General features: G+C 51.3%; 13 protein-coding genes. 8 read left to right on the top strand and 5 right to left on the bottom strand.

Going from position 1 to position 14,873, the window contains the following annotated elements; translation table 11 throughout:
- Positions 1–726 precede the first annotated feature (726 nt).
- Positions 727–4,104 (top strand): M43 family zinc metalloprotease, encoded by a 3,378-nt coding sequence (locus tag ICL55_RS31855; RefSeq protein WP_188105451.1) that lies wholly within the window; start codon positions 727–729, stop codon positions 4,102–4,104.
- Positions 4,105–4,158: 54 nt separating this feature from the next.
- Here the strand turns inward: ICL55_RS31855 and ICL55_RS31850 are convergent, their stop codons facing one another.
- Positions 4,159–4,746 carry a histidine phosphatase family protein gene (locus ICL55_RS31850; protein WP_223151663.1) on the bottom strand — a complete coding sequence of 196 codons (588 nt, stop codon included), beginning with the start codon at positions 4,744–4,746 and terminating at the stop codon, positions 4,159–4,161.
- A gap of 102 nt (positions 4,747–4,848) precedes the next feature.
- Here ICL55_RS31850 and ICL55_RS31845 point away from each other — a divergent pair, with 102 nt between their 5' ends.
- Complete coding sequence (locus ICL55_RS31845) at positions 4,849–5,022, top strand: hypothetical protein (RefSeq protein ID WP_188105449.1); 174 nt, start codon at positions 4,849–4,851, stop codon at positions 5,020–5,022.
- Between the two features lie 2 nt (positions 5,023–5,024).
- Here ICL55_RS31845 and ICL55_RS31840 read toward each other — a convergent pair whose 3' ends face one another.
- Positions 5,025–5,915 carry an NAD-dependent epimerase/dehydratase family protein gene (locus tag ICL55_RS31840; protein ID WP_188105447.1) on the bottom strand — a complete coding sequence of 297 codons (891 nt, stop codon included), beginning with the start codon at positions 5,913–5,915 and terminating at the stop codon, positions 5,025–5,027.
- 126 nt (positions 5,916–6,041) lie between these two features.
- Here ICL55_RS31840 and ICL55_RS31835 point away from each other — a divergent pair, with 126 nt between their 5' ends.
- Both ICL55_RS31835 and ICL55_RS31830 read left to right on the top strand, forming a co-directional pair.
- Positions 6,042–7,115 (top strand): class I fructose-bisphosphate aldolase, encoded by a 1,074-nt coding sequence (locus tag ICL55_RS31835; RefSeq protein WP_188105445.1) that lies wholly within the window; start codon positions 6,042–6,044, stop codon positions 7,113–7,115.
- A 20-nt stretch (positions 7,116–7,135) separates the two neighbouring features.
- Positions 7,136–7,498 (top strand): VOC family protein, encoded by a 363-nt coding sequence (locus ICL55_RS31830; protein ID WP_188105443.1) that lies wholly within the window; start codon positions 7,136–7,138, stop codon positions 7,496–7,498.
- 85 nt (positions 7,499–7,583) lie between these two features.
- Here the strand turns inward: ICL55_RS31830 and ICL55_RS31825 are convergent, their stop codons facing one another.
- Both ICL55_RS31825 and proB read right to left on the bottom strand, forming a co-directional pair.
- Positions 7,584–8,828 carry a glutamate-5-semialdehyde dehydrogenase gene (locus ICL55_RS31825; protein ID WP_223151662.1) on the bottom strand — a complete coding sequence of 415 codons (1,245 nt, stop codon included), beginning with the start codon at positions 8,826–8,828 and terminating at the stop codon, positions 7,584–7,586.
- Positions 8,829–8,840: 12 nt separating this feature from the next.
- A complete protein-coding gene (proB, locus tag ICL55_RS31820) occupies positions 8,841–9,875 on the bottom strand; it encodes a glutamate 5-kinase (RefSeq protein ID WP_188105441.1) in 1,035 nt (344 codons plus the stop codon).
- Between the two features lie 179 nt (positions 9,876–10,054).
- Here proB and bla point away from each other — a divergent pair, with 179 nt between their 5' ends.
- From bla to ICL55_RS31805, 3 genes are read left to right on the top strand one after another with little or no spacing between them, the layout of a single operon-like run.
- Positions 10,055–10,948 (top strand): class A beta-lactamase, encoded by an 894-nt coding sequence (bla, locus tag ICL55_RS31815; RefSeq protein WP_223151661.1) that lies wholly within the window; start codon positions 10,055–10,057, stop codon positions 10,946–10,948.
- A gap of 36 nt (positions 10,949–10,984) precedes the next feature.
- Positions 10,985–11,665: a response regulator transcription factor gene (locus ICL55_RS31810; protein ID WP_188105439.1), complete on the top strand. Its 681-nt coding sequence runs from the start codon at positions 10,985–10,987 to the stop codon at positions 11,663–11,665.
- A 2-nt stretch (positions 11,666–11,667) separates the two neighbouring features.
- On the top strand, positions 11,668–13,029 hold the full coding sequence (locus ICL55_RS31805; RefSeq protein ID WP_188105437.1) for a HAMP domain-containing sensor histidine kinase: 1,362 nt from the start codon (positions 11,668–11,670) through the stop codon (positions 13,027–13,029).
- A 154-nt stretch (positions 13,030–13,183) separates the two neighbouring features.
- Here the strand turns inward: ICL55_RS31805 and ICL55_RS35510 are convergent, their stop codons facing one another.
- Complete coding sequence (locus ICL55_RS35510) at positions 13,184–13,315, bottom strand: hypothetical protein (RefSeq protein ID WP_281392647.1); 132 nt, start codon at positions 13,313–13,315, stop codon at positions 13,184–13,186.
- 445 nt (positions 13,316–13,760) lie between these two features.
- Between ICL55_RS35510 and ICL55_RS31800 the strand changes: the two genes are divergently transcribed.
- A complete protein-coding gene (locus ICL55_RS31800) occupies positions 13,761–14,867 on the top strand; it encodes an efflux RND transporter periplasmic adaptor subunit (RefSeq protein WP_188105434.1) in 1,107 nt (368 codons plus the stop codon).
- The last annotated feature ends 6 nt before the right edge of the window (positions 14,868–14,873 follow it).

The raw sequence follows: 14,873 nt of genomic DNA, 5'->3' as shown, positions 1-14,873 counted from the left end.
ATGGTTTCATACGTTTCATGATTTCGTACGTTTCATACCTTTCATGCGTTTCATGGTTTCGTGCGTTTCATACGTTTTATGGTTCCATACGTTTCATACGTTTCATGATTTCGTGCGTTTCATCCGTTTCATGGTTTCACGCGTTTCATGGTTTCGTGCGTTTCATACGTTTTATGGTTCCATACGTCCCATACGTCCCATACGTTTCATGGTTTTACACGCTTTATGCATTTTATACCTTTCATTCATCTCATACGTCTCATGGATTTCATCCGTTTTATAGAATATGAAATCTCTCCATCATCCCCCCATATTTACCTAACGGACACCACTACCCGTTTTTTAACCCGGTTAATATCCGCCTATAAGTCATCAATTTCATGGCAGCTTGTTAATCTGTACTCCGTTAAATTCGTATAGCTGTTGTATGTAGAGAGCATAAATCGAAGATCTGACGCCTGTGATATCAACCAAATAGAATCAATCTGCTCTTGTTTGCCTATACCCGGCTCTCACCGGTATTGACGGGTTACGCTATCCTTATTTCCATTTTCAACCCATAAAAAACCACTTTATGAAATAGAATTTTTCCCTCTGCCAAAGACACCCCGTGTCTATGTCAACCCATTTCCTGCTGCCATGCGCAGCTATTACTGCTATTACACATACTGCTGCGGCATGCTGCCGCGGATAGTAATTACTGTGTCCACATTTTAAACCAATTATATGTCACCTTTATCACGAAAGATAATAACGCTATTGTTATGTCTGGTGGTCGGCTATGCGGCAAAAGCCCAGCAGACGCCGGGACTGCCACCACTTCCGGATCACTGTACCTCTTCAAAAGCCATGCAGGAGCTGTATAAAAAACATCCCGCTTCCCGGCAGGCTGCTGTTAATCAGGAGGCGCAGATTAAAAAGATCATTGCCGGTATGCGCCAGCAGCGGGCGGCGCTGGCCGGCCCTGTGCAATATACTATCCCGGTAGTATTCCACGTCAATGATCCGGTGAATCCTTACAAGGTAACGATGGAACAGGTCCGTTCTGCTATTGATATCCTTAATCAGGATTACAACCTGCTGAACAGTGATTATTCCTCCATTGATCCGCGCTTTATCGGACTGGCGGCCAATCTGCATATCACTTTCCGCTTAGCGGACATTGATCCGCAGGGCAATCCTACCAATGGCGTCACCTATCATTTTAATGACCTGGATGGTCGCTCTCCTGATGGTACGGGCGCTGCGGTAAAGAGCATCTCTTACTGGCCTGGTGAAAAATACCTTAACATCTGGATTGTAAGCGAGGTAGAAGAGAAAGGCGTGTATAACAATTCCGGATGGACTTACCTGCCGGACAACTGGGTGGCTGCCAACCATCTGGATGGTGTTGTTTACAACTGGCGTTATCTGGGCGCTCCCGGTGTGGGCAGCTCTGAAAACTTTCAGCCCAATATGAAAAGGGTGCTGACCCACGAAGTAGGTCACTTCCTCAATTTGCAACATACTTTTGAAAACGGTTGTTCCGCTCCCGGCGATGAGGTAGACGATACGCCACCTACACAGTCGAACTTCGGCGGTTGTAACCTCAATGCCAACTGGTGCGGCGCTGTGGCCAACACAGAAAACTATATGGACTATTCTTCCTGCCCCAAAATGTTCACGGCGGGGCAGAGCGACCGTATGCTGGCGGCTTTGACCAGTAATATCGCGCAGCGAAACAACCTGTGGAGCGCCACTAACCTGGCCGCCACCTTGTTGCCCGATACCGTAAAAAGACTTGTGCCGAACTTCACCCTCTTCAATGAGAGCGATGTCAATAACGGTAGTGTTACGTCAACGGATACACTGAAATTAGTAGGCGGCGCGGTGTTTGCGGTTAGCAGCGGTAACCTGGTAGCCGGTACGCACTTTACGGCACAGAATGTACCTGCCGGCCTGACGGCGCAGATCCAGGTGATCAACAACAAAACGGCTGTACTTACATTTACCGGAGCGGCTAGTCAGCATGCAGCGGCCAACAACACCGACAGCGTAAAAATCACTTTCCTGAATGCGGCCATACAAGGCGGCACGGGCTCACTGTACCGCAACTACATAGTTTTCGGTATTCATTTCATCGATCCGTATAAAATTGTTTATACAGACATGACTGATGTGACGATCACCAGCGGCAACCCATGGCAGTATATTAACTTTGGTGTTGGTGATGCCGAATATGGTGGTTGGTTCGATAGCAACAAACTCCGTTTTGAAACCTATCAGAAATCTGCTGTCTGTGAAGGTACTACCCGCAATATCTCACCGCTCGCGGCCAATACTATCATCGGCGATACTTCCAACTTTGTGGCAGGCGGTGCTTATCCTAATGAACATGATATCTACAGTGCTGCCTATACCAAATGGGCGGGTAAAACAGCTTACATCGGCCTGAAATTTACCCTGAATGGTAAACCGCGTTATGGCTGGATGCGCATCACAGTATCTGCTGATGGCAGCAATTATACCATTAAAGACTACGCCTGGAATAATGCACCCAATGGCAGTATCAGAACAGGCGATGCCGGCAAGGCCACTGTTTCCTGGTCCAGGACAGCTTTCCGGGAATCACTGCCTAATGATGGTGCGCTCCCCGATACCGCCGAAGTGAGCATATTGGGTAATACTTTTGCCATCAGTTCCGGCAACTTCGTGGCCAATACGCACTATACCGTGAGCAATCTGCCTGCAGGGCTGACGGTGCAGCTCAGGGCGCTGAATAATACCACCGCGCGTTTTGCCTTTGTGGGTAAAGCTACCAGTCACGCTGCGGCCAACAGCGGCATGACGACTGTTACCTTCCTGCCGGCGGCGTTTAGCACTCCGCAATCGCCGGACAGTAGCCAGAAACAGCTGAGCATCAGTTTCCGTGATCCTTACCAGATCAAATATGTAGATGTAGATGATGCTACCTACACCATCAATACAACGAATAACTGGTACTACTTCCTCGTGGATAACAACGCCGATGCGGCTTATGGTCTGTGGGCTGATAGTGGTAAACTGCGGTTAGAGACCTATAAGAAACCGATGGTGGCGGTAGGCACTACCAGGAATATTGCCATGTTGGCGGCAGGTACCGTCATCGGTGATTCGTCCAACTTTGTGGCGGGCGGTGATTATCCGCTGGAACATGACCTGACCAACACATCGTATACCGTCTGGAAAGGCCAGACAGCCTATGCCGGATTTACTTTCTCCACCGGCGGGGAAACCTTCTATGGCTGGTTCCGTTTCAAAGTGAACGCCAACGGTAACAGCTATACGCTGATGGACTACGCTTACAATACGCTGCCACGCGGCAGTATCAAAGCGGGACAAACAACATCTGCACCTTCGCAGGATACCGGCTTCCGCGTAACGGATTATTGCACTGCCAGCACGGCATTGAATTACAATAGTATCACACGCGTGCGTTTCGCCAATCTGGACAACAGCTCGCAGTGGGACGGTTACAAAGACTTCACGGCATTATCCGCTACTGTGGCTGCCGGACAATCCTATCCGTTGCAGATCAATCTGGGAGTGGAATACTGGCCGGACATTTCTGTGGCCGTATGGATCGACTGGAACGGTGATAAACAACTTAATGATACCACTGAAAAAGTCTATGTAAAACGCGGCAGCGGTCCGTTTAGCCAGACTATCACGGTGCCTGCCAATGCGAAGACGGGCGCCACGCTGATGCGTGTACGCATGGGCTACGGCAGCAACGTGAAACCCTGTGGCGTGGACGCTTATCAGGGAGAAGTGGAAGATTATAAGATAATGGTGACAGGCGGTTCTTCCCTGATGATGATGAAGGAAGTAACGGACAAACCTAAACTTACTGCTACCAGCCCGTTTGATGACCGCATACAACTGTATTTCCAGTCCATCTGGGAAGGGCCGGTGATCGTGCGGTTATATGGTCTCGATGGCCATATCGTGAAAGAGCAAAGGGAGCAGGTGATCAAAGGCATGAACAGATTACAGGTGAACAGTCTTTCTTCGCTGCCATCCGGTGTTTATCTGATAGATATCTCCCGTGGTTTTGAACGCATCAGCGTGAAAGTGGTGAAGTAGTTCCTGACTGACCAACCAATATAGGGCGTCTCATCAACAGATGAGGCGCCTTTTTTATGAGGCGGATTCCAGGTGCTCCACGCAGTTGAAGAGCGGGCATTCCCATTTGCCGTCTATTAACTCCAGGTGGGTGATAGAGGTGTTTTTCATGGGTGGCGGCGGTGGGAGGTGGGGCAGCAGGTGGGCCAGCATTTGCCGGATAAAGCTGCCGTGGGTCACGAGTATGATTTGTTTTCCTTTTTCTGTGGTGATGAGTTCATCCAGAAAAGACATCCCTCTTTCCAGTACGGAGGCATTAGATTCCATACCGAGGTCCTGCATTTTCCAGTCGGGCCCCCATTTTTCCAGTCGTTCTGCTTCGGTGGTGCCTTCTATCAGTCCGCCGCCAGCTTCGCCGATGCGGGTGTCCTGCCAGATAGTATCGATGCCCAGTTGTTCAGCCAGAATAGCTGCTGTTTGCCGTGCACGGATCAGATGACTGGAGCAGACGATGTCCCATGGTTGACCGGCGAGGCGTGATCCCAGTTTACGGGCCTGTTCCAGTCCTTCTTCATCCAGCGGAATATCGGAATATCCCTGCAGTCGGCCGGCTTTGTTCCAGGATGTACTACCATGACGAATAATTGCAATACGGGTCACCATAATTGTCTGCTCGTTTTTTTAGGGTAGCAAAGATAAACAACAGCAACCGTAAATTCAGGCTTATGAGGCGGAAAGCGCAGGGATATTCCATATTTTTGACATATGGAAACAATGATTATACCCGCTGAGAATAGTCCAAGACCCGAAAATACCGAAACACAGCCGGCAGAGCCGGTCATTATACATGATGGCTCCGGCGGAGCTTTTGAAGGCACGGAAACCGTATCAGAAGAGCGGGAGGATGGGCCGGAGCGGGAGAAGCCCCGGCCATATTGATATTAGTCGCGTTCACTTTGCACGATCGTTGACAACAGGTTGTTGTGTACCGGTAACCAGCCCAGGCTGCGGGCAGCTACGGCCGATACGATACTGTTGGAGCCCAGCCCGAAATGTGCGCCCTCCATACCCCAGCGACGTATCGCTTCCGCTATGGTGATGGACGCTGTTTTACCACCGAAGCCCAGTGATTTGCTGATGGCGGCCGCTATTTCTTTCAGGGAATGAATACCATTTTCTGCATAGTAGAAACTACCGGAGGGTGCCTGCTCCAGCGCCAGCAGGTATAGATTGGCCAGATCTTCAATATGCACATTGGACCAGCGGTTTTCGCCGGTGCCGATATGTACGCCGTGACCCGCTTCCCGCGCGGCTTCCGTTAGCATGGGCACCTGTGCCGAATCTTTTTTGATGCCGGTGCCGGTACCATATATCATGGTCGGACATATCACCACGTAGTGGCCTTCAGCCGCCAGGACGGCCCTGTCTATCGCCACCCGTGCGGCTTTTTCCAGTCGCGGGTTTTTAGGAATAAAAGTAAATGGTTCGATGTTGGCGTAGGCGCCCCGTGCTTTATCGCCTGCAATACTGGAGCCGGAGGTATGGATGAATTTTTTGCCGGTGCCGGCCAATGCTTCCAGGATGGTGGCCACCACATAAGGATCGTCTGCCGAGGCGGTGTTGATCACCACATCTGCCGCTGCCGCTTCCCGCGCAATGACGGCCTCGTCATCCAGTGAGCCGGCGATGGGCTGTATACCTGCAGCCGTCAACGCCGGAAAATCTTTTTCGTTTCTTGCCAGTCCATTGACCCGATAACCAGCATGCAGCAACCGGGCCGCCACGGAGCCACCGATATAGCCGGTGACACCCGTCATGAATATTGTTTTCATCTGTTGTTTACTTTAAAGAATGATGATCAAATACGGTAGAAGCGAGTGTCCATCAGAATTTTCCTGGCGATGTTTTTGTGCGGGATTAAATCCTTACATTTAATCTAACCAAAAAAAGATTCTGTTATGTTATCCTTGGAAAATATCAGTGAGTTGCTGGGTAAAGATAGCGATATACTTTTACAACACGAAAGCAAGACCATCTCCAAAGACATGCTGCATCTGCCCGGGCCGGATACGGTCAATCGTATCTATCAGCCTTCCAGTCGTAACCCGCAGGTGCTGCGGAGCCTGGGACAGCTGTTTAACAACGGCCGGCTGGCTGGCACCGGTTATATGTCCATCCTGCCGGTAGACCAGGGCGTAGAACACAGCGCCGGCGCCTCCTTTGCAAAGAATCCTGCTTATTTTGATCCGGAGAATATTGTGAAACTGGCCATAGAAGGCGGTTGCAATGCCGTTGCTTCTACTTTCGGGGTGCTGGCTTCCGTATCGCGCCGTTATGCGCACCGTATTCCGTTCATCGTTAAAATCAATCATAACGAACTGCTCACCTATCCGAATAAAGCGGACCAGGTGATGTATGGTACCGTGCAGGAAGCGTGGAACCTCGGCGCCGCGGCGGTGGGTGCTACCATCTATTTCGGCTCCGACAATGCCGACCGGCAACTGGTGGAAGTGGCGCAGGCTTTTGAACTGGCCCATGAGCTGGGAATGGCCACCATCCTGTGGTGCTACCTTCGCAACGATGCCTTCAAAAAAGATGTAGACTACCACCTGGCAGCAGACCTCACGGGGCAGGCCAACCATCTCGGGGTGACCATCCAGGCAGATATCATCAAACAAAAACTGCCGGAAGTGAATGGTGGTTACAAAGCGCTCAATACCGGCGCGTCTTCCTATGGTAAACTGGATGAACGTATCTATACGGAACTGACCTCCAATAATCCGATCGATCTTTGCCGTTATCAGGTGGCCAACTGCTATATGGGGCGTATGGGACTGATCAACTCCGGCGGCGCCTCACAAGGTGATGCGGACCTGGCCGATGCCGTAAGAACGGCGGTGATCAATAAAAGAGCCGGTGGCGTAGGACTGATCTCCGGCCGTAAAGCTTTCCAGCGGCCGATGAAAGACGGTGCTGCGTTGTTGAACGCTATTCAGGACGTGTACCTGAATCAGGAAGTAACGATTGCCTGATCATACTAAAATGATAAACCATGACTCCGGAATGTTCGGCTACTATTTTTTCTGTCAGTAATTTAGCAGCGGCTATTAAGTATTATGTAGATACGCTCGGTTTTTCCATCGATTTTGAATATGGGGCGATCGCCGGCCTGAAATACGGCAACGTGCTCTTACAGTTGTCCGGGCCTGATCTGATAGGCAACAGGAACGCCACCGGAGAAGGAAATATGTACATTTTTTGTGATGAAGTAGATGCCTATTTTCAGCAGATCTCCGCTAAAGGTGCGCAGGTGATCGTAGCGCCGGAAGATCGTGCATATGGCATGAGAGATTTTGCCATTAAGGATGCGGATGGCAACATACTGGCATTCGGGACGGAAGCCGTTAAGAAATAAATTATATCAATAAGATATCATTAAGCAGGCTGCCTGGAAGTATAACAGCTTCCGGGGCAGCCTGTTTTTTGTATGTTTAAACAGTTTATCTCACCTGTCCGCTGCCATACACAAACCATTTCTCTGTCACCAGCTTTTCCAGGGCAAAAGGTCCGCGTGCATGCAGTTTCTGGGTGGAAATGCCGATTTCAGCGCCCAGTCCAAATACGCCGCCATCAGTAAAACGGGTGGAGGCGTTAACATATACCGCTGCAGCATCTACGGTATTCAGAAACTGTTCACTGACAATAGGATCACGGGAGATAATCGCTTCTGAGTGGCGGGAAGAAAACGCCTGTATATGCGCCAGTGCAGCGGTTGTATCAGGTACTATTTTGATGGAGCATTGCAGCGACAGGAATTCGCGGCCGAAATCTTCCGGTTGTGCCTGATGCAGATGTGGGTATTGTTGTGCTTCCAGTAGCGCGTAGGCGGCAGGTTCGGCGTAGATGTCCACTTTATATGCGGCCAGCTGCGGCGCCAGCAGGGCGATGAAGCCTGCGGCTACCGGTTCATCTACCAGTACGGTATCGAGTGCATTGCATACGGAGGGGCGTGATACTTTGGCATTGGTGACGATAGCGGCTGCCTGTTCCAGGTTGGCGGAGCGTTCCACATAGGTGTGGCATACGCCGGCGCCGGTTTCGATCACCGGTACGCGGGAGTGCTGTCGGACGAAGTCGATCAGCTGCTGTGAGCCACGCGGGATGATGATATCGATATATTGCGAGGCGGTCAGCATTTCGGTGACCAGCGCACGATCGGTAGGCAGTAGTTGTACGGCGTTTTCATCGGTGTCAAAAACGCGCAGTGTTTCCTGTATGAGCGATACGAGGATGGTGTTGGTATGGATGGCATCGGAGCCGCCGCGCAGCACGCATACATTACCGGAGCGGATACAGAGGGCTGCTACGTCTACGGTAACGTTGGGGCGGGACTCATAGATAACGCCTACCACGCCGAGGGGCACTGTTTTTTTCTGTATCAGGAGCCCGTTTTCGAGATGGTTTTCCAGCAGCAGCTGATTGGCCGGGTCCGGAAGCCGTGCGATGTCCAGCAGACTGGCCGCGAGGCTGCGGATGCGTTGAGCATTGAGCAGCAAACGGTCTTTCTTGGGGTCTTCATCCGGCATCAGGTCCAGATCTTTTTTGTTCTCCGCCACGATAGCGGGGATACTTTCATTCAAAGTACGGGACAGCTGTTGCAGGAGCGCCTGCTTCTGCGCATCGGGCAGGGTACGGATGGATGCCGTGGCCTGCCGGGCCTTCTCTAAAAGGGGCTTAATCGTCATGATACATTACATTTATAACAGCACAATATCATCGGCATGTGCTACTTCTGTGTTTTGAGCTTTGTGATTTGTTTCCAGTATATCGGAAGATATCTTGGCCCTGCCTACGGCAATGGCTATATTATCTTCGTTGATGATCTCTATCACTTCCCCGCATTCAAATTTCTCTAATACCTCTTTCACGCCCACGGCGAGCAGGCTGTGACGCTTCTCCAGCGCCTGTTGCGCGCCGGCGTCGATCAATATCCTGCCGGTAACGAGGCTGCCGCTGGCGAGCCATTTTCTGCGGGCAGGCATGCTGCAGGGCTGCGGCAGACAGAGGGTGCCTGTTTTACCGGCGATGGCGTTGAGGATACCGTCGTTGGTACGGATACCGAAGATCACCACGCGGATGCCCATGCGGGTCGCCAGTCGGGCGAAGGTGAGCTTGGACACCATGCCTCCCAGTCCCAGCGCCGACTTTTCCTTGTCGGCCAGCGATAGCGCCGCTTTATCGATCACGTCGATCTGCGGCACCACCTTGCCTTCGCGGTCCAGTACACCGGCTACGCTGGTGCTGAACAGCAGGAGGGAGGCGCCGAAACCTACCGCAATCAGCGTGGCCAGTTCGTCGTTGTCGGAGAATTTCAGCTCCAGGCTGCTCACCACATCGTTCTCATTGGCGATCGGGATGATATTGTTGGCCCACAGTTCTTCGTAGGTACGCTTCAATTGCAGGAACTGGTCCCTGTTGGAGAAGTGCTGACGTTCGCAGAGGCTCTGCGCCACGGCAATATTATAGGGAGCAAAATAGCGGCTGTATTTACTCAGCAGCAGCGGGTTGCCGATGGCGGCAGCTGCCTTACGCTGACTGATGGTGCCTTCATACTCCTTCATGTATTGTTTGCCTGCGGCCACTGCACCGGAAGACACCAGCACAATATGATATTGCTGATGCAGTTCCGCGACCTGCCGGGCGATGCCGGCTATGACAGTTTCGTCCAGATCACCGTTGGCATGCGTGATAGACGCTGTACCGAATTTTATGACTAGTATTGGTTTGCTCAAAGCCTTTCGTTTTAAAGGCTAAAATTAATATCTGATCCCGGAAATTCTAAATGTAAAATAAAACACACACCCTATTGGCTAAAAAATGTGAACAGCTGGATAAATAACGGTTAAATCAGCGCAATAGAACAGCGGTATTTAAATACCTTTGTCATCCTGACAATTTTTAATCTCTTTTTATGTTCATGCGCCCATTTGCCCGTCTGGCTATCATGCTGATATGCCCTCTCATGTCCATCGCCCAAACAAAAAATACGGTCCCCCTGCAATTTGCTGCTATCAGCGAAGCGGCGAAAGGTAAGGTCGGCGTCTCGGTCTACCTGCTGGAAACAGGCCAGCGGTTTGGCTACAACAGTATCCGGCAATTTCCGATGCAAAGTGTCTACAAATTCCCCATCGCCATGGCAGTATTGCAGCAGGTCGACAAAGGGAAGCTGAAGCTCGACCAGCCCATCAGGGTGCTGCCTTCGGACTATATCCCTCAACAAGGCATCAGTCCCCTGAGGGACAAGTACCCTGCCGGCAATGTGGACATATCGGTAGCGGAACTGCTGCGCTACAACGTGGCCGAAAGCGATGGCTCGGCCTGTGATGTGCTGTTGCGCATTATTGGCGGCACAAAGGTGGCCAACCAATATGTGCATAACCTGGGCATCAAAGACATGTCCATCGCCCTGCCGGAGAAAATACAGGTGCCCAATGAACCGATGCAGTACCAGAACTGGAGTACCCCCGATGCCATGACAGCCTTGTTTAAAAAGTTTTACACGGGCCACGTATTATCTGACAGCAGCTATAACTTTCTGCTCGACCTGCTGGTGAATTCCGGGCCCGGCGCTAAAAGACTGAAAGCCCAACTGCCGAAAGGTACCGTGGTAGCGCATAAGACCGGCACCTCCGGCACGCAAAACGGCCTTACCCGCGCGACCAACGACGCCGGCATCATTACGCTGCCCAATGGTCAGCACCTGATCATCTCCGTATTTATCAGAGACTCCTACGCGGACCAGGAGACCAGGGAGAAGACCATCGCCGATATCGGAAAAGCGGCATGGGACCATTTTGTGCATTAAGAAAGAAAAAATGGATAGCTTTGGCTTTTCTGCATCATGAAGATTTTAGTCATAGAAGATGAAGAACGCGTAGGAGCACTTATCCGCCGCGGACTGGAAGAGCAAGGTTATACCGTTACACTGGCATGGGACGGGGAGGCAGGACTGAAACTGGCGCTGGGCGGCGGTTTTGATCTGGTCATCACCGATATCGTGTTGCCACGTATCAACGGACTTGAACTCAGTCGCGCTATACGGGCAGCCCTGCCGTCCATTCCCATCCTCATGCTGACAGCACTGGGCACTACCGATGATAAGGTAGAAGGCTTCGATGCCGGCGCTGACGACTACCTCGTAAAACCCTTCGATCTGCGGGAGCTGCTGGTGCGCATCCGCGCGCTGCTCAAACGTACCCCCGGCCCGGTGACACCCCAGTCCGCCGTGCTCAGATATGCAGACCTGGAAATGGACCTGCAGACAAAAAACGTTACCCGCAATGGTCAGGAGATCAGCCTCACCCCCAAAGAATTCCGCCTCCTGGAATTTATGTTGCAGAACAAAGAAAGAGTGCTCTCCCGCGCAGAGATAGCGGAGAAAGTATGGGAAACACATTTCGATACCGGCACCAATTTCATCGATGTATATATTAACTACCTGCGCAAAAAGGTAGACAAAGCATTCGACGTAAAACTGATCCATACCAAACCCGGTATGGGATTCATTTTTAAAGCAGGCTGACCATGAAGATCCGTAACAGGCTCACCTTATTGTTCACCGGTATGATAGCAGCCCTGTTGCTGCTCTTCGCCTGGGTAGTCTATGTTTCATACTCCCATGACCGGGAAGATGAATACTACAAAACCCTGCAACAACAAGCGGTTACGAAAGCCAATCTCCTGCTGGACGCGAAAGTCAGCCCCGAAGTATTACAACTGATCTATAAAAACACCGCCGGCTCCCGCTCCCAGGAGGAAGTCGCCGTATATGACACGGCATTTAACCTGTTATACCACGATGCGGTGAACATCGATAAAGTAAAAGAAACCAGGCAGATGATCGAAGAGATCATCAAAAACAGGGAGATCACTTTTCATACAGGACGCCTACAGGTAGTGGGTTTCCTCTATCCTCATAACGGTACCGACTATATCATCACCGCCGCCGCAGAAGATGAATACGGGCTGCGACAACTGCAACATCTCTTTCGCACCCTGGCCATCACCTTCCTGGTAGCAGTGGTGTTCGTGTTCCTGGTAGCACAGTTTTTTTCCCGGCAAGCCCTGAAACCGGTATCTGATATGGTCGACAAGGTGGAAGACATCACTGCCACCAACCTGGACCTTCGCCTCGCCGCCGCCGGCAAAGACGAAATCGCCGAACTGGCGCAGACCTTCAACCGGATGCTGGACCGCCTGGAACAATCTTTCGACGCACAGAAACAATTCGTCTCCAATATCTCCCATGAACTGCGTACACCATTAACCGCTATGATGGCGGAATTGGAGATCACCGCCTCCCGTGACAGGCCCGCAGAAGAATACCGGCAGTCTATGCGCCATGCCATCGCTGACGCGCAACGGCTGGTAAAACTATCCAATAGTCTGCTTGATCTGGCGAAAGCCAGCTACGATCCATCCGAGATCAATTTCCGGGAAATCCGGCTGGATGAAGTATTGATGGATGCACGCAGCGCCATCCTCCAGGCACATCCTGAATATAAAATCAATGTCGTGTTTGAAGAAGCCGACGATGATGACATGGTGTCCGTCAATGGCAACGAATACCTGTTGAAAGTAGCATTCATCAACCTGTTGGAAAATGGCTGTAAATTTTCTACCCCGCCCGAAACCACGGTGACGGTCACCTGGTTCAAAGCACATACCATCCTGCGTTTTGCTGATGAAGGTATCGGCATGTCGAAAGAAGACCTGCCGCATATTTTCACACCCTTCTATCGGGGAGATAACCGCCCCTATGCCGATGGCAACGGTATCGGCCTGTCGCTGGCCCTCAAAATTGTGCGCCTGCACAAAGGGAATATCAGCGTGGTGTCTAAACCGGGGCATGGCACGACCTTTACGGTGGAGCTGCCGCATATTTAGGGTCCCCAGTCCCCAGGGCTGAAGCCCTGGGCTAGGATGTTGTTCAGGCTTTTTCATGGCGATAGGTTTTTACTAATTGAGGATTTTCTGGCCTTGCCATTTCCAATTTCCAATTTCCAATTCCCAGGGCTTACGCCCCGGGCTAGGATGTTGTTCAGGCTTTTTCATGGCGATAGCTTTTTACTAATTGAGGATTTTCTGGCCTTACCATTCTCAATTCCCAATTCCCAATTCCCAATTCCCAGGGCTTACGCCCTGGGCTAGGATGTTGTTCAGGCTTTTTCATGGCGATAGCTTTTTACTAATTGGGGATTTTCTGGCCTTACCATTCCCAATTCCAAGGGCTTACGTCCCGGGCTGCGATGTTGTCAGGCTTTTTCATGGCGATAGCTTTTTATTAATCGAGGTATTTCCTTTCCTTTTACATTCCTTTTTTCGATGTTAAAGGCTGGAGCAATCAGGCTAATGTTTCCAGTGATTAACGCTCCTTTAGGGTTATCCTTTGCTTTAGCACCTGATTCATTACGATACCTGAACAACAACGTAGCCCAGGGCTTCAGCCCTGGGTTGTTGGTTCGTACAAATGCAATACAGCGCATAGAAAAATTCCCATTCATCCCGCGTCTAATGAATTTCTAATAACATTCTAAACCATCTCTAACGGCTGCCTTTGAGCGCGGCACGTACTTTTGCCGCGCTTACTGTAACAGATACACGAAAAACAGATCGTCATGAAAAGGTTTACTGCAGCTTGCGGCGCGGTATTGATGGCTGCGTCCTGTCATCATCCGGAAAAAGAAAAAGAAACGGTAACATGGGAGAACAGGGGAGATACGGTGGTGGTGCCTGCCACGGCTCCTTTATCGGCCAGGCTGCGCCTGTTTACGGTGGCGCAAAAGCCTTACCAGCTGCAATTATTGACCGCCGGCATTGTAAAAGCTATTCCTAATAATTATGCCGAAATAGCGGCCCCTTTTGCCGGCAGAGTGGTGAAGGCGTATGTGCGTTTGGGTGAGAAAGTGAACGCCGGGGCGCCATTGTTTGCTATTTCTTCGCCTGATTTTTATGCTGCACAAAAAGCGTGGTTCCAGGCGAATCAGTTATGTCAACAGGCGGTGCGGGCACAGCGCCGGCAGGAGGACCTGCATCTGCATGGGGTAGGTGCTGCCCGCGATCTGGAAGAGGCCAATACCAACCTGGCGGTACAACGGCAGGAGCTGGAGAATGCGGCGGCGGCACTGAAAGTATTTAATGTCGACCCGCAACAGCAGATACTCGGTGAACCACTGATTGTCAGAGCTCCTATTGCGGGAGAAGTGATCAGTAATAAACTGGTCATGGGACAGTTCCTCAAGGGAGAAGACGGCCCGGTGGCCGTGGTGGCTCAACTGGCGCAGGTATGGATAGCCGGACAGGTAAAGGAAAAAGACCTGCGGTTTATGCATGAAGGCGATGCGGTACAGATGCAGGTGGCGGCGTTGCCGGATACTACTTTTACCGGTACGGTCTTCCATGTGGGGCGTACCATCGATGAAAACACCCGCGCGGCGGATGTGCTGATGTTGTGCAATAATCCTGCGCATCAGCTGAAACCGGGCATGTATGCGAGCGTCAGCTTTAAGGACGCGCCGGAGACAGTTGTGACTGTTCCCGCGCGGGCAATACTGCAGGATAATGACTACAGTTATGTGCTGGCGGAAGTACGGCCGGGGACCTATGTGCGCCGTAAAGTGACTACCGGCGAAACGGCCGGGCAGCAGGTGGTGATTCGCGGTGGCCTGCAACCCGGCGATAAAATTATAGGCGACGGCGCCTTCTATCTCTCAGCAGTAAAATAAGCGGCT

It is taken from the genome of Chitinophaga varians (genome assembly GCF_014529945.1).
GTDB classification, from domain to species: Bacteria; Bacteroidota; Bacteroidia; order Chitinophagales; family Chitinophagaceae; genus Chitinophaga; species Chitinophaga varians.
This window is presented reverse-complemented; position numbering and strand designations above follow the sequence as displayed.

Excerpts from the sequence above, each read along its gene's own strand:
- ICL55_RS31830 (WP_188105443.1), top strand. The coding sequence starts at position 7,136 with ATGACTCCGGAATGTTCGGCTACTATTTTTTCTGTCAGTAATTTAGCA.
- ICL55_RS31855 (WP_188105451.1), top strand. The coding sequence starts at position 727 with ATGTCACCTTTATCACGAAAGATAATAACGCTATTGTTATGTCTGGTG.
- ICL55_RS35510 (WP_281392647.1), bottom strand. The coding sequence starts at position 13,315 with ATGAAAAAGCCTGAACAACATCCTAGCCCAGGGCGTAAGCCCTGGGAA.
- ICL55_RS31845 (WP_188105449.1), top strand. The coding sequence starts at position 4,849 with ATGGAAACAATGATTATACCCGCTGAGAATAGTCCAAGACCCGAAAAT.
- ICL55_RS31805 (WP_188105437.1), top strand. The coding sequence starts at position 11,668 with ATGAAGATCCGTAACAGGCTCACCTTATTGTTCACCGGTATGATAGCA.
- ICL55_RS31835 (WP_188105445.1), top strand. The coding sequence starts at position 6,042 with ATGTTATCCTTGGAAAATATCAGTGAGTTGCTGGGTAAAGATAGCGAT.
- ICL55_RS31810 (WP_188105439.1), top strand. The coding sequence starts at position 10,985 with ATGAAGATTTTAGTCATAGAAGATGAAGAACGCGTAGGAGCACTTATC.
- ICL55_RS31800 (WP_188105434.1), top strand. The coding sequence starts at position 13,761 with ATGAAAAGGTTTACTGCAGCTTGCGGCGCGGTATTGATGGCTGCGTCC.
- ICL55_RS31850 (WP_223151663.1), bottom strand. The coding sequence starts at position 4,746 with ATGGTGACCCGTATTGCAATTATTCGTCATGGTAGTACATCCTGGAAC.
- ICL55_RS31840 (WP_188105447.1), bottom strand. The coding sequence starts at position 5,915 with ATGAAAACAATATTCATGACGGGTGTCACCGGCTATATCGGTGGCTCC.
- ICL55_RS31825 (WP_223151662.1), bottom strand. The coding sequence starts at position 8,828 with ATGACGATTAAGCCCCTTTTAGAGAAGGCCCGGCAGGCCACGGCATCC.
- bla (WP_223151661.1), top strand. The coding sequence starts at position 10,055 with ATGTTCATGCGCCCATTTGCCCGTCTGGCTATCATGCTGATATGCCCT.